At 39.3% G+C, this 18409-nt stretch carries 17 protein-coding genes; 3 read left to right on the top strand and 14 right to left on the bottom strand.

All coding sequences use genetic code 11. From position 1 onward, the window contains the following. Nucleotides 1–41: 41 nt before the first annotated feature. Nucleotides 42–1535, top strand: a complete 1494-nt coding sequence (locus BUF13_RS04750) for a rhamnogalacturonan acetylesterase (RefSeq protein WP_073570568.1) — start codon at nucleotides 42–44, stop codon at nucleotides 1533–1535. A 23-nt stretch (nucleotides 1536–1558) separates the two neighbouring features. Here the strand turns inward: BUF13_RS04750 and BUF13_RS04755 are convergent, their stop codons facing one another. From BUF13_RS04755 to BUF13_RS04790, 8 genes are all read right to left on the bottom strand, one after another. After that, nucleotides 1559–2389, bottom strand: a complete 831-nt coding sequence (locus BUF13_RS04755) for a mechanosensitive ion channel family protein (RefSeq protein WP_166669812.1) — start codon at nucleotides 2387–2389, stop codon at nucleotides 1559–1561. Nucleotides 2390–2574: 185 nt separating this feature from the next. Next, entirely contained in the window at nucleotides 2575–3204 is a 630-nt protein-coding gene (locus BUF13_RS04760) for a carbonic anhydrase (RefSeq protein ID WP_073570570.1), read from the bottom strand. 27 nt (nucleotides 3205–3231) lie between these two features. Further along, a complete protein-coding gene (locus BUF13_RS04765; protein WP_073570571.1) occupies nucleotides 3232–4290 on the bottom strand; it encodes a bestrophin family protein in 1059 nt (352 codons plus the stop codon). A gap of 113 nt (nucleotides 4291–4403) precedes the next feature. Further along, entirely contained in the window at nucleotides 4404–4745 is a 342-nt protein-coding gene (locus tag BUF13_RS04770) for an L-rhamnose mutarotase (RefSeq protein WP_073570572.1), read from the bottom strand. 3 nt (nucleotides 4746–4748) lie between these two features. Further along, a complete protein-coding gene (locus BUF13_RS04775; RefSeq protein WP_073570573.1) occupies nucleotides 4749–5564 on the bottom strand; it encodes a sugar phosphate isomerase/epimerase family protein in 816 nt (271 codons plus the stop codon). 2 nt (nucleotides 5565–5566) lie between these two features. Next, complete coding sequence (locus BUF13_RS04780; protein WP_073570574.1) at nucleotides 5567–6589, bottom strand: zinc-binding alcohol dehydrogenase family protein; 1023 nt, start codon at nucleotides 6587–6589, stop codon at nucleotides 5567–5569. 64 nt (nucleotides 6590–6653) lie between these two features. After that, nucleotides 6654–7586 carry an aldo/keto reductase gene (locus BUF13_RS04785; RefSeq protein ID WP_073570575.1) on the bottom strand — a complete coding sequence of 311 codons (933 nt, stop codon included), beginning with the start codon at nucleotides 7584–7586 and terminating at the stop codon, nucleotides 6654–6656. A 107-nt stretch (nucleotides 7587–7693) separates the two neighbouring features. Next, nucleotides 7694–8974 carry a M14 family metallopeptidase gene (locus BUF13_RS04790; protein ID WP_083586372.1) on the bottom strand — a complete coding sequence of 427 codons (1281 nt, stop codon included), beginning with the start codon at nucleotides 8972–8974 and terminating at the stop codon, nucleotides 7694–7696. A gap of 142 nt (nucleotides 8975–9116) precedes the next feature. On the opposite strand from BUF13_RS04790, the gene BUF13_RS04795 reads away from it, so the two are divergent. Beyond that, complete coding sequence (locus tag BUF13_RS04795; RefSeq protein ID WP_073570576.1) at nucleotides 9117–10301, top strand: serine hydrolase domain-containing protein; 1185 nt, start codon at nucleotides 9117–9119, stop codon at nucleotides 10299–10301. 427 nt (nucleotides 10302–10728) lie between these two features. Here BUF13_RS04795 and BUF13_RS04800 read toward each other — a convergent pair whose 3' ends face one another. Beyond that, a complete protein-coding gene (locus tag BUF13_RS04800) occupies nucleotides 10729–12069 on the bottom strand; it encodes a Gfo/Idh/MocA family protein (RefSeq protein ID WP_073570577.1) in 1341 nt (446 codons plus the stop codon). Between the two features lie 85 nt (nucleotides 12070–12154). Then, nucleotides 12155–12922 (bottom strand): 3-keto-disaccharide hydrolase, encoded by a 768-nt coding sequence (locus BUF13_RS04805; protein WP_073570578.1) that lies wholly within the window; start codon nucleotides 12920–12922, stop codon nucleotides 12155–12157. A gap of 136 nt (nucleotides 12923–13058) precedes the next feature. Here BUF13_RS04805 and BUF13_RS04810 point away from each other — a divergent pair, with 136 nt between their 5' ends. Next, nucleotides 13059–15599: a M14 family zinc carboxypeptidase gene (locus BUF13_RS04810; protein WP_073570579.1), complete on the top strand. Its 2541-nt coding sequence runs from the start codon at nucleotides 13059–13061 to the stop codon at nucleotides 15597–15599. 91 nt (nucleotides 15600–15690) lie between these two features. Here the strand turns inward: BUF13_RS04810 and BUF13_RS04815 are convergent, their stop codons facing one another. From BUF13_RS04815 to BUF13_RS04830, 4 genes are all read right to left on the bottom strand, one after another. Then, entirely contained in the window at nucleotides 15691–16122 is a 432-nt protein-coding gene (locus BUF13_RS04815; protein WP_073570580.1) for a lipocalin-like domain-containing protein, read from the bottom strand. A 36-nt stretch (nucleotides 16123–16158) separates the two neighbouring features. Beyond that, the gene (locus BUF13_RS04820) at nucleotides 16159–17379 is read right to left on the bottom strand and encodes a M56 family metallopeptidase (RefSeq protein WP_073570581.1); all 1221 of its coding nucleotides are present in this window, start codon (nucleotides 17377–17379) and stop codon (nucleotides 16159–16161) included. After that, on the bottom strand, nucleotides 17379–17750 hold the full coding sequence (locus BUF13_RS04825) for a BlaI/MecI/CopY family transcriptional regulator (RefSeq protein WP_073570582.1): 372 nt from the start codon (nucleotides 17748–17750) through the stop codon (nucleotides 17379–17381). Before BUF13_RS04825 ends, BUF13_RS04820 begins: the two co-directional genes overlap by 1 nt. A 79-nt stretch (nucleotides 17751–17829) precedes the next feature. Further along, nucleotides 17830–18297, bottom strand: a complete 468-nt coding sequence (locus tag BUF13_RS04830) for a SixA phosphatase family protein (RefSeq protein WP_073570583.1) — start codon at nucleotides 18295–18297, stop codon at nucleotides 17830–17832. Nucleotides 18298–18409 lie beyond the last annotated feature (112 nt).

The following is an 18409-nucleotide window of genomic DNA, read 5'->3' on the forward strand; positions in this document are numbered from 1 at the left end:
CTGTTTTCCTTATATTTCCTGACAAACCTATTATCAAGAGTATGAAGTCTATTTTGCTTTCCTTAACAGGAATTCTGATTCTATTTTTCACCCTTATTGAAAATCAATCCCTTAAAGAAGATAAGCCTACAATCTACCTTATAGGAGATTCGACGGTTAGAAATGGCGGAGAAGGAAATCTTCAACGCGGATGGGGAAATTTCCTTCAGGACTTTTTTGACAGCACAAAAGCTGTGGTGAGCAATCAGGCTATGGCAGGTAGAAGCACGAGAACTTTTATCAAGGAAGGTCGCTGGGATCGGGTTTTGGAAACTTTAAAACCAGGAGACTATGTCTTGATGCAGTTTGGGCATAATGAAGGAAGTGAACCAGATACGACCCGAGCTGGATATAGAGGTGTTTTGAAAGGAATGGGTGATGACACCAAGGAATTGGTATGGCCTGATGGTACACCTGAGACAGTTCATACCTATGGCTGGTATTTGGAGAAATTTATCCGAGAGACAAAGGAGAAAGGTGCAACTCCAATCGTGGTATCTATGATCCCCAGAAATAAATTTCAGGACAGAGATGTCGAGCGCGCCAACCAAGACTATGGAAAATGGGCAAAAGACGCCGCTAGAAGACATGGAGTTCCTTTTATAGACTTGAATACTTTGGTGGCAGATCAATATGATTTATGGGGACCAGAAGTAGTCAAAGGTTTATTCGAAAGAGATCATACGCATACCAATGAAGCAGGCGCACGAATTAATGCCTGGAATGTGGTAGAAGGCATCAAAGGGCTTGAAATCCCTGAATTGGAAGCTTTATTGATCAAAGACAAGCCAACCTTATTTTTAATAGGAGATTCTACTGTGAAAAACGGGCAAGGTGATGGTGCAGGTGGACTATGGGGTTGGGGAGATTGGATTGCTTCCTATTTTGATTTGGAGAAAATCAAAGTTCAGAATCATGCTTTAGGAGGCACTTCCAGCAGGACTTTTCAAACCTATGGTCTTTGGGAAAAAGTAAGGGAAAAAATCGAACCGGGAGACTATGTAATCATGCAATTTGGACACAATGACTCCAGTCCATTGGCAGATACTCTCAGAGGAAGAGGCACGATCAAAAGTGCCGGTTTGGAAGCAGAAATGATCTTCAATCCAATTACTAAAAAACAAGAAACTGTCTATTCTTATGGCCAATATTTGAGACAGATGATTTGGGATACCAAAGCCAGAGGTGCCACACCAATTGTTTGTTCTCTGATCCCAAGAAATCAATGGGAAAATGGGGAAGTAAAAAGGTCAGATGATTCGTATGCACTTTGGGCTGAGGAAGCTGCAAATGATACAGAAACCGCCTTTATTCCTTTGAATACCCTGATCGCTGTAGAGTATGACAGTTTAGGAGAAGATTATGTACGAGCTCATTTTTTCAATGACAAGGACCATACTCATCCGATCTTAGACGGAGCTAAGTTCAACGCTAAAATGGTGGCAAAGGGAATTGAGAGTCTTGAAAAGAATGACTTGAAAGATTATTTGAAGTGAAAAGCCGGGATATTTTATAGTTATTAGGTTACTGGATTATTAGACCCAGATTCTTGAATCGAAATCGGCCTATCAAAAATATTAACCCCTCCTTTTACTCCAAAATCTAAAGTGGTAACTGGATAAGCGATATAGATATTTTCCTTTTCAAATCTCTTTTTGATCCGTATGATCACATCACTCATGGCTCTCTGGTAGTCATTATTGGTCGTGAAATTGATCCAGAATCTGAGTTGAAAATTATAAGAACTTCCTCCTATAGAAGTAAAGTAAAAATCCATATCCTGATCTGCCAATACTCCAGCAACGCTCTTTACTTCATCCAAGGCAACTGCTCTCACATGTTCCAGATCATCCCCATAAGAAACTCCGGTTTCTAAGACGATTCTTCTTCTGTGAAGTGTTGAATAGTTTTTGAATGTAGTATTATAGATCAGCTGATTCGGTACAAAAACCTCTTGACCGGGCACTGTAATGATTTTGGTGGTAATCCACCCCACTTCTACAATGAACCCATAATTATTCGCAATTTCCACCCAGTCTCCTTTATCGAAAGGATTTTGGGATTTTAAAAGAAGACCAGCGAAAAGATTAGATGCAATATCTTTAAAAGCAAAACCAGCAACAATACCAACTATACCTGCCCCCGCCAACATATGGGACAAAAAACGCTCAAGTCCCAATACTTGTAAGGCCAAAAAGACGCCTGAAAGAACGAAAAAGAAATAAATGACTGAGGAAACAATTCCGGCAATGACGGACTTTCTCTTAAATGCTCTTTTGTAAAAACCTAAAGTAGAACGCTTGAGAATATTGGCGATCAGAAAGAAAATCGCTAATACTAATATTGCCATAAACAATTTGGGTAGAACCTCCATTAAGGAGCTTTCCCAACGCAAAAGCAATTTTTTCAGCCCTTCTACAAAATCCATTAATTCAAACTTTAATTATGCGAAGCTTAAAAAACTCGAACCAATCTAAAAAAAATGACAGCATCAATATCCTAAAAAAATCGATGCTGTCATTATAGATAACTAAATTAATCTTCGAGCTTGTAGATTTCCATGATTTCCTCTAATACTTTCTGGAAATCAAATTTCAAATCAATCAATTTTCCTGTTTTGATATCGAAAACCCATCCGTGGATTTTCATTCCTCTTTTTCTCATGGCCTTTTGCACTCCAGCCATCTTCACCACGTTGATCGCTTGTTCTTTCACGTTCAGCTCTACCAATCTATCATAGCGCTTTTGCTCGTCTTCAATCCCATTCAACTCTTCCTTGTGTGCCCGATATACATCTCGGATATTTCTTAACCATGGGTTTAAAATTCCAAGATCTTTGGCTTCCATGGCTGCTTTTACGCCTCCACAGGAATAATGACCACAAACTACCACATGATTCACTTCGAGGTGAGTCACTGCATAATTGATCACACTCTGAGCATTCAAATCAATGGCGTTGACCACATTAGCCACATTCCTATGAACGAACAATTCTCCAGGCTGCATACCCATCAAATCCTCCGCAGTTACTCTTGAATCAGAGCAACCGATATAAAGAACTTCAGGCTTTTGGCCTTTATTCAAATTTTCAAAATAAGCCGGATCACTTTGGGTCTTATCTTCAATCCACTTTTCGTTGTTTTTAAAGATTTTCTCTAAATCCATTTTTTATATAGTTAAGTAAATAATGCGTTACATCTGTGTATCACTTCTGACTTCAAATGGCTTAGGAATTGCATCAGCAGTCTCACCTAAATTCTGTCTCAAATCAATTTCTATCCCTCTTGCAATGGCAGAAATCGGGACATCATTGGCCGATCCTTCAAATGGGTTCTCTCCTACTCTTCCGATTCGATTCATTGTATGGAATACCCACATCACTACCATTGAAAAAGGAACTGCAAACCATACAATCCAATTGAAATCACCATCCATCTTTTCATTGAACTTCACTGCTATTTCCCCAAACTGAGAGGCCATAGCCAAAGGCAAAATAGCCAAGAATATCCAAGTAAAATAATGTAGTAAAGAAGCAAACTGTCTCGGATAAGGAAAGTTTTTGATTCGCTCTGATTTTCCTTGATGTGTCAAAAGCTCTTTTATTACATTTTCCATTTCCAAAAATGAAAACTCCCAAATGAATCCTTTTTCTTTCAAGCGTCTCAAATGATTGGATTGCAAATATAAAATAGCAGTTTGTTTATTGGTTTTGGTACCGATATAGTCAATTTCCTCTTGAGATAAATACCTCGAAATCACCTCCTCAAATTTTTCATGTTTCTCAGGGACATAGATCATTTGAGACCATTCTTTATTCGTGTGTTCATTCATCACATATTCCCAAACTCTAGGTTCACGCATGGCATACCTCATGGCAGTCAACCAAGCGACGTGTCTGTGAATTACTGTTTTTTTGGTTTCGTAAAGTTCCTCCTCTGTCATAGGGACTCTAGCATGATCATTATTGATAAAGTCCATCGTCATGATCCCAAAAGTTCTGGAAGTATTGACCATTCCTCCCCAGATTTGTCTGGCTTCCCAAATTCTACCATAAGCAGAATTACTCTGAAATCCGATAATAAATGCTACGGCTGTACCGATCAAAGCGACAGGAGTAAAAGGGAATTGAATCAAATGATCACTAAAGACAAATAGACCAACTTCCAATACAGATACTATGAAAAAGGTGATCGTTTCATAGCGAGTCCACATGGCCATGTCTTTGACCGGAAAAATTTTACGCGTATACATATTTCAATCTTTTGAAGGATTGAAAATAAAAAAAATATAATCTATTCTTAAAATTTTAGATAAAACGAAATTTAGGAATCAAACTCAAACCGAAAATTTTAGATTCAGGTGGACTATAATCCTGACTTAAAAATCCTATCCATCAAAACCCATTTTTGTCCAGGTTTTGCCCAAGGAAGCGGCTGTTGAAACTTCCACATCAGCTCTTCCCATTTCGCAATTATCGGGTTGGAAGCGTCCATTTTTGCTTTTTCTTCAAAGGTAAAATCATCTCCCGTTTCCAAAATCATAAACATCCGATTGCCAGTCCGGAAAATCTCAATATTCAAAATCCCACAATCAATATCATGCTGGGTTACTTCAGGCCAAGCCGCTCCAGCAGCATGATATCCTTCGTATTCTTTTATTGATTCTGGATCATCTATAAGGTCCAATGCAAGACAAAATCGCTTCATCGTTTATTTGAAATAGGTATTGAAAGTTTGAATTGTTTGATTAGCTGCGGCATCAGAATTTGGCCAAGGAAACGCTTCTGCTGACACAAAACCAGAATAGTCAATCGATTTTAAAGCCTCAGCAATAGGACCAAAGTCAGTATGTCCACTTCCCATAGGCCCACGATGGCTATCTGCCAAATGAACATGCCCAATATGCTTTCCATTCGCCAGAATACTTTTTGGCAAATCAACTTCTTCGATGTTCATATGAAATAAATCTGCCAAAAGCTTCACGTTTTTGGTATTCAAAGTTTCTAAAAACTCTGAGCCAGCCTCCAAAGTATTTAAGAGATTACTTTCGTAGCGATTGAGTGGTTCATAAATCAAAAACACTCCTTTGGATTTTGCCACCTCTCCCAATTCCTCCAAACCTTCCTTCAACCAACCTAATGTCTCTTCTCGGTTTCCATTTGGCATTACATTTCCTTGCATGGAACCGATAATTGCTGGTGCACCGAATTTTGCTCCGAATGAAATCATCTCTGAAATGAAGGCAATCGCTTTCTTTCGAATTTCAGGATCAGGATCCGTTAAAGTCAATCCATGAATAACTTTGCCTGCTCCAGTTCCCACAGCCGACAGCTTCAATTGATGAAGATCCAATTTCTCTTTCAAAAAATCTGGATCCAAGGCATCTGCAGATGGAGTAAATAACTCTATTCCATCAAATCCCAAATTAGCGGACTTGCAGATTCCTAATTCTAAATCTTCCCAATAAATCCATGGGCCTTTCTTAATTTCTGGTACTAGGGCTATTGTTGTAGATGAAAAAATCATTTTTATTGAAGGTCTAACATTATTTTAATAATTCCCTGAGCGTCTTTCGCCCAAGCATCCATGGTTTCAGGTCCTTTGTCGATCGTAATGATTTTGCTCACTACATCCTCCACAGGAAATTTACCTTTCTCCAAATAATCAATCACCTCTGGAAAATCTGTCCTGCCAACGCAGTTTCTGGATCCTAGGATTTCTATTTCTTTCTGGACAAAAAGTGAAGTATTAAAAGCCACTTCAGATTTTGCATATCCGATACAAACCACTCTACCTAAGAATGCCACTTCGTCCACTGCATTTCGGTAGGTAACAGGACTTCCCACTGCTTCAATGATCACATCAGGACCATCCGACTTTGTATATTCCTGAAGCTTTTCATGCAAGTCCTCTTTAGATGGATTGATTGTATGAGCCACTCCTATTTTTTTGGCTATTTCCAATTTCGAATCATCCAAATCCACAGCAATCACTTTTGCACCACGATTGACCGATGAAGCCACGGCTCCCAGTCCTACAATCCCACATCCGATTACGGCAACCGTATCCTCAGAACTTACTCTCCCTCGGGAAGCAGCATGAAATCCAACCGTCAAGGGTTCAACCAAAGCGAGCTCTTTATAACTCAAATTTTCAGAGACAAAGACATCCTGCCAAGGTGCTGTCACATAGCGGGTCATTGCTCCTGGTCTTCTAACTCCCATAGTTTTATTGGTCTTGCAGGCATGAGGTCTTCCTTTTCGACAAGCAACGCAGGTACCACAGTTCTGATAGGGATAAAGAGTTACTTTGGAACCTATTATCACAGAATCAGGAACTCCAACACCTAATTCAACAATCTGTGCTCCGACTTCATGTCCCAAAATATTTGGATATTCCTGCAAGGGAAAAAGTCCTTTGAATCCATTCAAGTCACCTCCACAAAATCCTACCATATTCACTTCCAAAAGTACTTCTCCAGCTTCAGGAGAAGGTTTTTCGATTTCTCGAACCTCAGTTTTACCAACTTCAGTTAAAAACAATGCCTTCATATTTTCTTTGTTTCAATTAAAATCAATCTTTATCGATAGACTTCCCAATTCTACCTTTAGACTTCTAAATATTATTTTCTTCTTTTCCTTCGAACCACATTCGGTTTTTAAAAGGCCCTGTTAAATCTTCAATTTTTTGAATCAATTCCTCTGGGAAATCCTGCCCCAAAACCGCTACATTTTTCTTCACAATATCCAACTCACACATCCCTACAATGGTGGTCGCTATTTTTGGATGCTGCATGGCATAGTGCAAAGCCACATCACTCAATTCTTTTCCATATGATCTACACAATTCCAACAAAGGCATTTGAAGGCCCTTCACCTCCTGAGGAGATCGATGCCATTCTGGCAATTTGGCATCAGAAAGAATTCGCTGCATCAATGGGGCTGCATTCATCAAGCCAAATCCCATTTCTTCAGACAAAGGAACCAGCTCATCATTGATTTCATTTTCCAACAAATTGTAATGTGCCCAGGACAAAACCGTATCGGGATTGGTTTCTCGGGTTATCTGAGCCAAATAGCGAACGGGCAATCCCGTGATTCCCCAGAATCTAGCTTTACCTGACTGAATCACTTCTTGCATAGCAGGAACAGCTTCCTCCAAAATTATTTGCTTGTCTACAAACTCAATATCATGCAATTGAAACAAGTCCAAATGGTCCGTTTGAAGCCTTTGAAGACTTTCATCAATACTTTGTAAGATTTTTTTTCTGGAAAAGTCAAAATCTGTCAAATCGTAACGACCGCACTTGCTTGCCAAAACTACTTGGTCCCTTTTCCCTTTGAGCGCCTTTCCCAATCGCTCCTCTGCCAAGGTCAATCCGTAAAAGGGTGAAACATCGAAAAAATTCACTCCATGATCCAATGCATAATGTACTGTTGAAATAGCTTCAGATTCATCCACCGGATCAAAAACATTTCCCATCGGGGAGGCTCCAAAACCCAATATGGAGACTTTCAAACCCGTTTTTCCTAAGGTTCTATACTGCATGGTTTATTTTGGGGGTAGGTATTAATTGACAAAAAATCAAAGTAATACCCTAAGATAAAAATTCAATTTTAAACCCATGGACCGATTATCCGAAAAGCTTCAAATCCCTATTTCCAATTTTTCTTGTTGAGGATTTTCATCAACTCTTCAGCCAAAAACTGCCCTTTCATAGCGATGATTTCTCGAGGAGTATTATCTCCTACCTCGAAAGTCATGGATTCGGCTTGATGAACAAAAAAGAAATAGGAATTAGAAGTCACACTTCTTTGATTTCCTTCATTGGGACGGATATTGGGAACATATCCAGGAATCCGTTTGGAAGATCTTTTAATCACTTTGGGAATCAGGCCAGGAAAATTCCCTTCCAACTCTTCATTGTTGGTATAAAAGATATCTTCCCAAGTAGAATGAAAATCTGCTGCAAAAACAAACTTACCTCCAGTCTCAGCAACTTTCTTTTCCATAAAATCTGAAAGGGCCTTCGTTTCTGGTTGATTGAAATTCACCCAATCCCTGTTCAGGTCAATTCCCCCTACATTATGTCTCCAATGACCATTTGCCACTCCATCAGGGTTCATTTGAGGCATGACATAGAGGTTGTATTTCTTTCTAAACTTTTTGGCCTCTGGACTATCCTTTACCAGTTCTTCAATAAAAGCTTCCATTGCCAAAAAACCTGTCAATTCTGGTGGGTGCTGCATGGAAATCACCATTAGCATTTCTTGATCATCGGCTTCTCCTATTTTCAAAACCTCCAGAGGTCTTCCCTCCTTGCTTTTCCCAATAGTTATTTTGGATACGAAATCCTTTTTCAACAGTTCCTCTTTCCACTGCTGCACATGCGATGTACCGATTCTATCTTGAGCGGCAATCCACAATGTATCTTTGGAACTTTTAACTTTCAAAAAGCCCATTTCAGGTCTTCTTTCTTCAGTTTTGGGTTGGAAAAAGTCCGCTGAATCCACATTCACAAAGTCAATCCCATCGAGACTGGATTTTGGAAAATAGCGATGAAAGCCTATGCCACCGTAGCTGAACTGAATCCAAAACTCCTGAGGCTGCTCAGACCAAATTTTGAATCCATACCAAGGGCTTGGATTGATTGGTTGGTTTTCTGGTAAAATCGTCACCTGAATCAAGGTATCATTCAGTCTCTGAACTTCATTCAGGCGAGCTCCTTCCAGTTCATTGGAGAAATACACGCCTTCTCCAGCATCAAATGTTTGCTTGGTTTGGATAGTAACTGGTTTATCAGTCGTCTCAATGATTTGGATTGGCCCCTGTCCTTCCCACTGTGCAGTGGATTTACAAGAAATAAGGAATACGAGGGCGATCAGGATGTAGCTAGGTTTGGAGGTATTCATGTAAGAAAGATAAAGCAATTTCATTCTAAAAAAGAAAAGGCTTTCTTAATTTGAAGCTATGCCTTTAGCATGTATTTGAAATGGAATATTTAAAAAACCAGAAGGCACCTGTTTACCTTTTTAAAAAACCTTGATAATGATTTACTACACACTAATCCTAATCATTATGAAAATCAGCAAATTTTTCAATTTGAGTCTTTTAGTCATCACCTTAAGCTTTTCAACTGGCTGTGGAGAGGATGATCCCACACCAGTCACTCCCTCTGAAAGCCAAGTGGATATAGCCATTGTAGACAATGCAGTGGAGGAGTTTATGACCAAATATGATATCCCTGGTCTTTCTCTAGCCATCACCAAAAATGAAAAACTGGTCTATGTCAAGGGATATGGCTACGCAGATAAAGAAGCTAGTGAAAAAGTAACTCGAGAAACTCTTTTCCGAATTGCCTCTGTCTCCAAATCCATCACAGGCATAGCATTTATGCACCTTTTGGACGAGGGTCTCATAAACTTGGATGATAAAGTCTTTGGAGAAGGAGCAATTTTGGGGACCACATTTGGTACTAATTCCTACAATGCTTATTTGGAAGCAGTTACTGTGAGACATTTGCTAAACCATACTGTCGGAGCATGGTCCAACACAGGATTTGACCCCATGTTTTCCAATCCCACCATGAGTGTGGAAGAATTGATCACTTGGACATTAGACAACTACCCATTGACCGAAGCACCTGGAAACACTTATGCTTATTCCAATTTTGGCTATTGCATTTTGGGTAGGATCATCGAAAAAATTACAGGAGAAAATTATGAATCCTATGTCATTGATGAGATTCTCAGCCCATTGGGAATAGATAATATGAGAATCGGAGGAAATACCTTAGCTGATCGGGTGACCAATGAAGCAAAATACTACGGAACTCAATCCGGTGGACCAGATCCTTATGCTTACCAAATCAAAAGAATGGATGCCCATGGAGGCTGGATCGCAAGCCCAGCAGAACTTTTAAGGCTAATGGTCAGAGTGGATGGATATTCTTCAAAATCCGATATTCTAAGTAGCTCAGCGATCAATGTGATGACGACAGAGCCTAATCTGGCAGTCCGAAGCTATTATGCAGCAGGCTGGGGAGTAAATGATGCAAACAATTGGTGGCATTTGGGTTCACTTCCTGGAACCACCTCAGAATGGGTAAGAGCAAACAATGGCTATACTTGGGCGATCATCACCAACACTCGGTCTGGTGGAAATGAAACCAATGATTTTGATGCTTTGATGTGGAATATTCTGGCCCAGAGCCCCACTTTTCAAGATATAGATCAATTTGACCAAGCTTCAGGTCAGTTTTAATTCAGACACCAAATATTAAAAATAGAAAACGGGTTAGTTAAGGAATATCCCATGGTAATAGCCGTGGGTTATTTTCCGTTTAATTCTTCTAATTCCCGATTCTGATTGGGTAAAAGAATTACCAATTATTGATTTTTACTAAAACCAATTATCGGATTGGTGATTATTGCGGAAATTACTTTTTCAACATTAAAAATTTTAGTCCCACCCATTCGTAACTTCATGAAGATCAAAATCATGGGGAAAAGGAAGGTAATTTTTCAATCTGATTTTTATTTGATTCTATGAGGTGATAAACTCAATTCTTTTTTTGATGCTTTTTAATTCTTGCCTTCCTATCCGTCATTTTTCAATCTCTTGATAGATTAAAAAATAAAACCCTCCAAATCTCTCTGGAGGGTTATTTCAAATCTTAAACTTCAAATTATCAAACCTTCGGCACTTGCCATCCATTGTGATAATGCGCTCTCATCAATTCGTTTGCTTCTGAATCTGTGAACTGATTCTTCGTTGCATCCCAATAAACCTTTTTTCCTGTTTTATAAGCAATATTTCCCATCTGAGCATTGATCGCAGCTACCGAGCCAGTCTGAATCGCACAATTCAACATACTCGGATCATTGGCCATGACAGAATCTACAAAGTTCTTTGCGTGATGATCCAAGGCATTTCCTTCTGGACTGATATGAGGAACCACCTCAACTTTATTTCTTCTTTCTCCATCCACATTTTCAGTTTCTGGAATCACCTTCCATCCTCCTCTATTTACTACCAAAGTTGCATTGTTTCCGATAAAGGCAATCCCCTCAGTGGTGCCATAGTTACCACCGTCGATACCAGTAGCATGCTCCCAAAGCATATTGAATCCATCGTATTCATAGACAGTCTGAAGCGTATCCGGAGTCTCTGATGCATCATCAGGATAAGCGAACTTGCCACCAGAAGCCATCACAGACTTCGGTGCGCTTACACCCATTGCATAAAGGGCAATATCTATTTCGTGTACACCCCAGTCAGTCATCAAGCCACCTGCATAATCCCAAAACCATCTGAAATTGAAGTGAAATCTATTCGGGTTAAATGGTCTTTTTGGAGCTGGTCCCAACCACATATCGTAATCTACTCCAGCTGGAGGTGGACCATCTGGCAATACAGGAACGGGCTTCATCCAGCCTTGATAAGCCCAGCATTTCACCAAGCGGATCTGTCCTAGTTTTCCAGACTTGACATATTTGATCGCCTCATCATACTGAGAGCCTGATCTCTGCCACTGGCCTACCTGAACCACTTTTCCATAGCGCTCCTGAGCTTTCACCATTATTTGGCACTCTTCAATGGTATTTGCAATCGGCTTTTCTACATAGACATTCTTTCCTGCAGAAACAGCATCAACCATCGTCAAGCAATGCCAATGATCCGGCGTTCCGATGATCACTACATCGATATCTTTATCCTCGAGAAGCTTACGATAATCCTTGTACTGCTTCGGACGAGTACCTCGAATTTTATAAACATCCTCTGTTCTTTGATCCAAAACTGATTGATCAATATCTGCCAAAGCCACACAATTCACATTTGGAATCTTCAGGTGCGCATTCATATTGGACCAGCCCATTCCTTTACAACCAATAAGGCCATAATTGATCTGGTCTGAGGGTTTTATTTTTCGGGTAAAAGTACCGAAGTCAGCTGCTGTCAAAATGCTTGGCATACTTAGGCCAGCTCCCAGCAACATTGTATTTTGAATAAATCGTCTTCTTGAGGACATAAGGGGATAGATTATTGGTTGAAAAAAGTAAACAGAAATCAGTGATCAGTATACAGATGACTGTTTACTGACCACTGCAAACTGATTAAAGCGGTCTTACCCAGATATTTCTGAATTTCACCGGGTTGCCATGGTCTTGTAATTTGATAGGCAAGACTTCAGCATGAGCTTTGTAATTCGGAATACCGATATACTCAGTTGGACCTTTCAAGATCACGTGATTCTGAACCAATACGCCATTGATTAAAACTGTAACAGTTGCTGGTGAAGTCAAAACACCGTTTTTATCAAATCGAGGAGCTTTGAAGATGATATCATAGTAATTCCACTCACCTGGAGCTCTCAACGGATTCACCAAAGGAGGAAACTGCTTGTAGATTGAACCAGCTTGTCCATTTGTATAGGTTTTACTTTCGTAAGAGTCCAAAACCTGAACTTCATACATACCCATCAGAAAGAAGCCAGAGTTACCTCTTCCTTGACCTTCACCTTTGATCTCTGTTGGAGCCGTCCACTCCAAATGGTACTGAGCATCGCCAAATGGCAATTTGGATTGGATATCACCTTGTCCTGCAGTTACTACCAAGGCACCATCTTCAATCTTCCATCCTGCAGGACTTGAACCATCTTTGGCAGAAACAAAATTATTTAAGGATGTTCCGTCAAAAAGAACAATTGCGTCTGAAGGTGGAAGGTTGTTTTGTGCTCCAGGAGTGATCTTTGGAGGAACAGGTGTGTAAAATTCTGTAGCCTGAGGAGGCATTGGAGGTGGAGTCTTTTCTTGAGCTGTTGCAAGGGTACTGATACAGATTCCTGCAGCTAAAAAAGCCAGGGTCTTAAAATGCTTGTTCATAACAATAGATTATTTTAGGAATGAATTCTAAAGGCAATAAATTACTGGAAAAATGATGTGAATCGAAAAGCCATTGATGTATTTTTCCTAGAAATCACCTAAGCCTTTTCTATTTTCATAAAAAATCAACCACCCTATGAAGAAAATTTATACAGGATTAATTCTATTCATCTTAAGCTTTCATTCCACTTTTTCCCAGACGGACTATTTCTTTCCCGGAGATAGTTTTGACCCACAAATCCCTTCACCTGAGGAATTTCTGGGTTACCCAATTGGAGAATGGCATACCCGATATGATCTTATTGTCAAATATTTTGAAAAGCTAGATGCAGTTAGCGATCAGGCTTCTTTGAAAACAATTGGCTATACCCATGAGCATCGACCAAAAATCATTTTGACCATTGCTTCATCTAAAAACATGGCCAATCTGGAAGAGATTCGTCTCAAACAGCTTCAGTTAGCTGATCCCAGTCAACAAAAACCTGATGTGAGTACCATGCCAGTAATTATCCATTTAGGATATGGAGTTCATGGAAACGAACCTTCTTCAGCAGAAGCTGCTATGTTGAGTGCCTATTGGTTGCTAGCTTCTCAATCGGATTTGGCAAAAAGAGTTCGAGAGGGAGCTGTTGTTCATTTTGACCCAACAGTAAATCCTGATGGAAGGGATAGACATAGCCTTTGGGCAGATTCCAATAAAGGATTCCCTCCTGTAGCTGATCCATTGGACAGAGAGCATAATGAGGCCTGGCCAGGAGGTAGAACCAACCATTATTGGTTTGATCTGAACAGGGATTGGTTGCCTTTGGCACATCCAGAATCCCAAGCGAAGATTGAATGGTATCATCAATGGTATCCAAATGTGACTACGGATTTCCATGAAATGGGAACAAACAGCACCTATTTCTTTGAACCAACCAAGCCTTATGGTTCGGAAAATCCAGTTGTGCCGAGAAAGAACTACGATGATATCAACCCGAGATTTGCCAAGTATTTCTCCAAATACATGGATGAAATTCAAAGCCTGTATTGGACCAAGGAAGTCTTTGACAATAGCTATCCGGGATATGGGTCAACTTATCCTGATATTCATGGAGGATTGGGATTGGTATTCGAAACGGCCAGTTCCAGAGGCCATGTTCAGGATAGCCAAAGGGGTGAAATCACCTTTGCCTTTACGATCAGAAACCACGTAGTCAATTCTTTGGCGACCATGGAAGCTTCTATGGACAATCGTGAATACATGCATGATTTCCTTCGGGAATTCTTTGAATCTGCTGTTTCAGAAGGATCAAAAGACCCTGCCAAGGGCTATGTATTTGGAGATGAATTTGATGAAAGTAGAAGTAAGCTTTTTGTAAAATTCCTCAAAGACCATCAAATCAAGGTGTATGAAAACTCTTCAGACATTCAGGCTGGTGGAGTCTCTTTCAAAAAAGGAAAATCTTGGATTGTTCCGACCAATCAAGCTCAATATCGAATGGTCAGAACCATGTTTGAATACGAAAAGGAATTTGCGGATTCAGTGTTTTATGACGCCTCAGCCTGGACAATGGCAGGTGCATTTGGGATGCCTTTTGCTGCATCGGGTTCCGCAAAATTGGGTGATGAAGTCACTGAAACCACACTTCCAAGCTTTGAATTCCCGACAGAAAAAGCTTATGCCTATTTGATCGACTGGTCGGATTACTACGCACCGAAAATGCTTTTTGAAATGCAAAAAGCAGGCATTCACGTGGAAGTGGTTAATAGACCGTTCACAGCTAGCACGCAGGATGGAGAAACAGAATTCGGAGCAGGTACATTAATGGTTCCTCTAGGTTTTCAGAAAATGAGTAATCAGGAGGTTCAAGATAAATTGAAAGAGATTGCCAGCAAGACCCATCAAAAAGTATTTGCTGTCCAAACAGGGGTGAATGTTTCAGGGATTGATTTAGGATCAAACCTGGTCGGAGAAGTGAAGCAGCCTAAGATTTTGATGGTCGTTGGACCTGGTGTAAATTCCTACGAGGCTGGAGAAATCTGGCACCTGATGGATATGCAAATCGGAATGCCTATCACCAAAATCAATTCTGATATGCTTGGAAGAGTAAACCTGTTTGATTACAGCACGCTTATTTTACCTACAGGCAATTATTCTTCACAATCCGAAAGTTTTACCAACCATTTGAAAGACTGGGTTAATAGAGGAGGAACAGTGATATCTATGAAATCCAATATCCTTTGGCTCAACAGAATCGGCATCACGAAAGAATCGGAATTGGAATTCGAAGAGGCTCCTGAGCCATCTGAATTGCCTTTTGAAGTTAGAAGAGATTATGAGGGGGCTAAGGAAGTTGGTGGAAGTATTTACATGGCCAAATTGGATTTGACTCATCCAATCGCCTACGGCTACCATAGAGAAACCATGCCTGTTTATAGAAATTCGAGCCTATTTATGGCTCCAAGTAAAAACAAGTATCTAACTCCAATTCGGTATACAGAAAACCCACATTTGGGAGGATATATTAATGATCAAAACCTTGAAAAGTTGAAACAAAGTGCAAGTGTGATCATCTCCCCATCTGGAAGAGGAAGAGTCATTAATTTCTTTGATAGCCCTAATTTCCGTGGTGCTTGGTTCGGGACAAATAAATTGTTCTTTAATGCAATTTTCTTCGGGAACATGATGGATTAATATCTCAAATCGAAAAATAGAAAAAGCCGCAAAACACGAATTTTGCGGCTTTTTAATTAACCCTATAGAAAAATCGCCTTTCGGTCAATCTTTAGCGACTATACGTCAATGTGATCTTACCCGCTACAATTCCTTTGGGTGTTTGCATTTCCACCAAATGAGAGGTAATCAAGGTATTCTCCGAAAGCTTTTCAATTTCATAATTCACCACATTTCCTTTTTCATCGGTCGCTACTAATTGCTGCCCTTTTTCCTTCCAAATTCCCTTTCCATTTATGCTGCCATCCGAATTGAGAATTTGATAGGTATTATTTGTATTGATTTTCAGTATCGAATTCAAATGCATCACCTTCCCTCCCTCTTCCAAAGCCGGCATTTTCTCCCCTTTTGTTTGATCAAATTTGAATTCTGTTCCTTTCCATTCTCCAACGATTTCCGCCTTAAATGCGAATGAAGAAATGAAAAGTATTCCTAAAGCTAGGAACAAGCACATACTAGTTCGTTTTATCTGAGTCATTTTCATAGTATTACGGTTTTTTCGTAGATTTTATTAAAATTTTTAACGTTTATAAGATTGTGTAATAGTACCAGCCAATTTGCCCATTGGAGTTTCAAATTCTACCTGATGCTTAGTAACCAATTTATCATCGGAAAAACTTACGATTTCATAGCTGGTCACTTCATTTCCATCATCAGTAATTAAAGTAGCCCCACCTTCGATATCCCATGTTCCTTCTCCATTTAAGATTTCTCCATTGACTTGGATTTTATAGGATCCATCCCCATTCAAGATCAATTCACTTTTTTCATGAAGATCTCTCCCGCCTTCTATCATAGCCACCAAATCAGGACCTTCTGACTGAACAAATTGGAAATCGTCACCTTTCCAAGTCCCTACAAGATCACCTCTTTCGACTCCAGAAGAACAAGAAACCATTAAGCCTACTGAGAACAAGACCAAAAGACCAGCAAAAAACCTTTTCAAGTCCTTCTTTTCAGATTTACTTTTGTGCATCATTAAAATTCTATTTTTTGTTTGAAATTGATTAAAACTGCTAATTAATTGCCAATTGGGATGATTAGAGCTGGCAAACTCCACCAATAGTCTCGAATAAGAAATAGAAGAATATTCAGAAATAACACCAGCATCAGCTTGGTATTCATGAACCTCTTTCAGGCTTTGTTCAAATAGGTAAACCAATGGATTAAACCATAGGAAGCTTTTTACCAACTGAATAAAAATGACATCCAATGAATGACCTAACTGCACATGCATGGACTCATGCTTGAATACCTGATCAAAACTTTCCGAATTGGTCGGATTTGCCGGCATCAATATATAATTGAAGAAGCTCGAAGGTCTAAAATCATGGTCCAAAGCAACTTTGAAACCTTTATATGTGATTTTATCAGAATCACGAATCATCAATATGGTTTTAAAGATTCCCAAAAGAAGCTTACCCATCATCCACAACACCCCAGAAGCATAAAGGGCATAAAACCCAGTGGAGAGATAATTTATTTTTCTACCTGTATTGTCAATTGTTGGAGATATCAAATCACTTGATTCTAAAACTCTTATTGGGTTTAAAGGCAGTGTGCCTGCAGGCAGAAAATTAAAATCTAGAAATGGAAAAAGAATAGAGACCAAAATTGAAACCATCAAGAATGCTCTGTTCCAAGAGAAGAAGGTCAGCCTTTCCAATACCAACTTATAAAAGCCCCATGCAACCAAGAGACAAATCCCAGATTCCAGAAAATATGAAATAAACTTTTCCATCACTTCACTCTTTTTTCAAACCCATCAATTAATCGCTGAAGATCTTCCACTTCTTTTTCTGAAATTTTCTTTTCAGTCACCAAAAAGGAAAGAACATTTTCTACCGAATCGTCAAAGAAATTCTTGACCAAATGATTGAAACTCCTTTTTCTATAAGCTTCTTGAGTCACTACAGGATAATAATCATGGGTCTTTCCATAAGTCCTATGATCTACATAGCCTTTCTTTTCTAGCATTTTTACAGATGAAGCCAAGGTTGTATAAGGTGGTTTGGGATCAGGTAATTCATCCAAAATTTCCCTAACAACAGCTCTTTCATTCTTCCAAAGGATCTGCATAATCTGCTCTTCGTAGGTGCTCAGCTCTTCCATGGAAACTAATGTAATAAATGAATTTCAGAAAACCTACGAATATTTCGTATTAATACGATTTTATTGTATTTGAAAAATTCTAACTGATGATTTCTCTCAAAATCCCGGTACCAGAGCTGATCAATTTCCAAGAATCAAATTCAAATTCGATAATGGCCAAAGTACCTGGGGTCATATTTTGGTATGAATTATAAGTAAGTGTGGCAAGCAACAAGCTGATGATAGGATTATGCCCTACTATCAGACAAGATTCGGCTATTTCTGGAATATTTTCAATTAATCCCATCATTGAACCCAAATCACCTTCATAGATGGACTTTTGCAAGTCAAAGGCTTTTATTAAAACGTGTGAACTCAAAATTTCTGCAGTTTCCCGAGTCCTTTGAGCTAGAGAACAATACATAAAATCAATCTCTGGGTATTGAATTTGAAGGGTTTTGCCTACTCTATTGACTTTTTCTATCCCAAATTTTGTCAATTGCCTTTGAAAATCGGTCCCATCTGAAAAACCTGCTTCACCATGCCTTATTAATATCAACTTCTTCATTTTAGGGACTTTATACTATTAACAATTCAATGTATTTCAATCAAAAACCATTCTAATTAAACCCCTCCTTCAAGATTAATATTTGGAGGGAATTGGTATGGCCTCTATTTTT

The organism is Algoriphagus zhangzhouensis (genome assembly GCF_900148515.1).
Taxonomy (GTDB): domain Bacteria; phylum Bacteroidota; class Bacteroidia; order Cytophagales; family Cyclobacteriaceae; genus Algoriphagus; species Algoriphagus zhangzhouensis.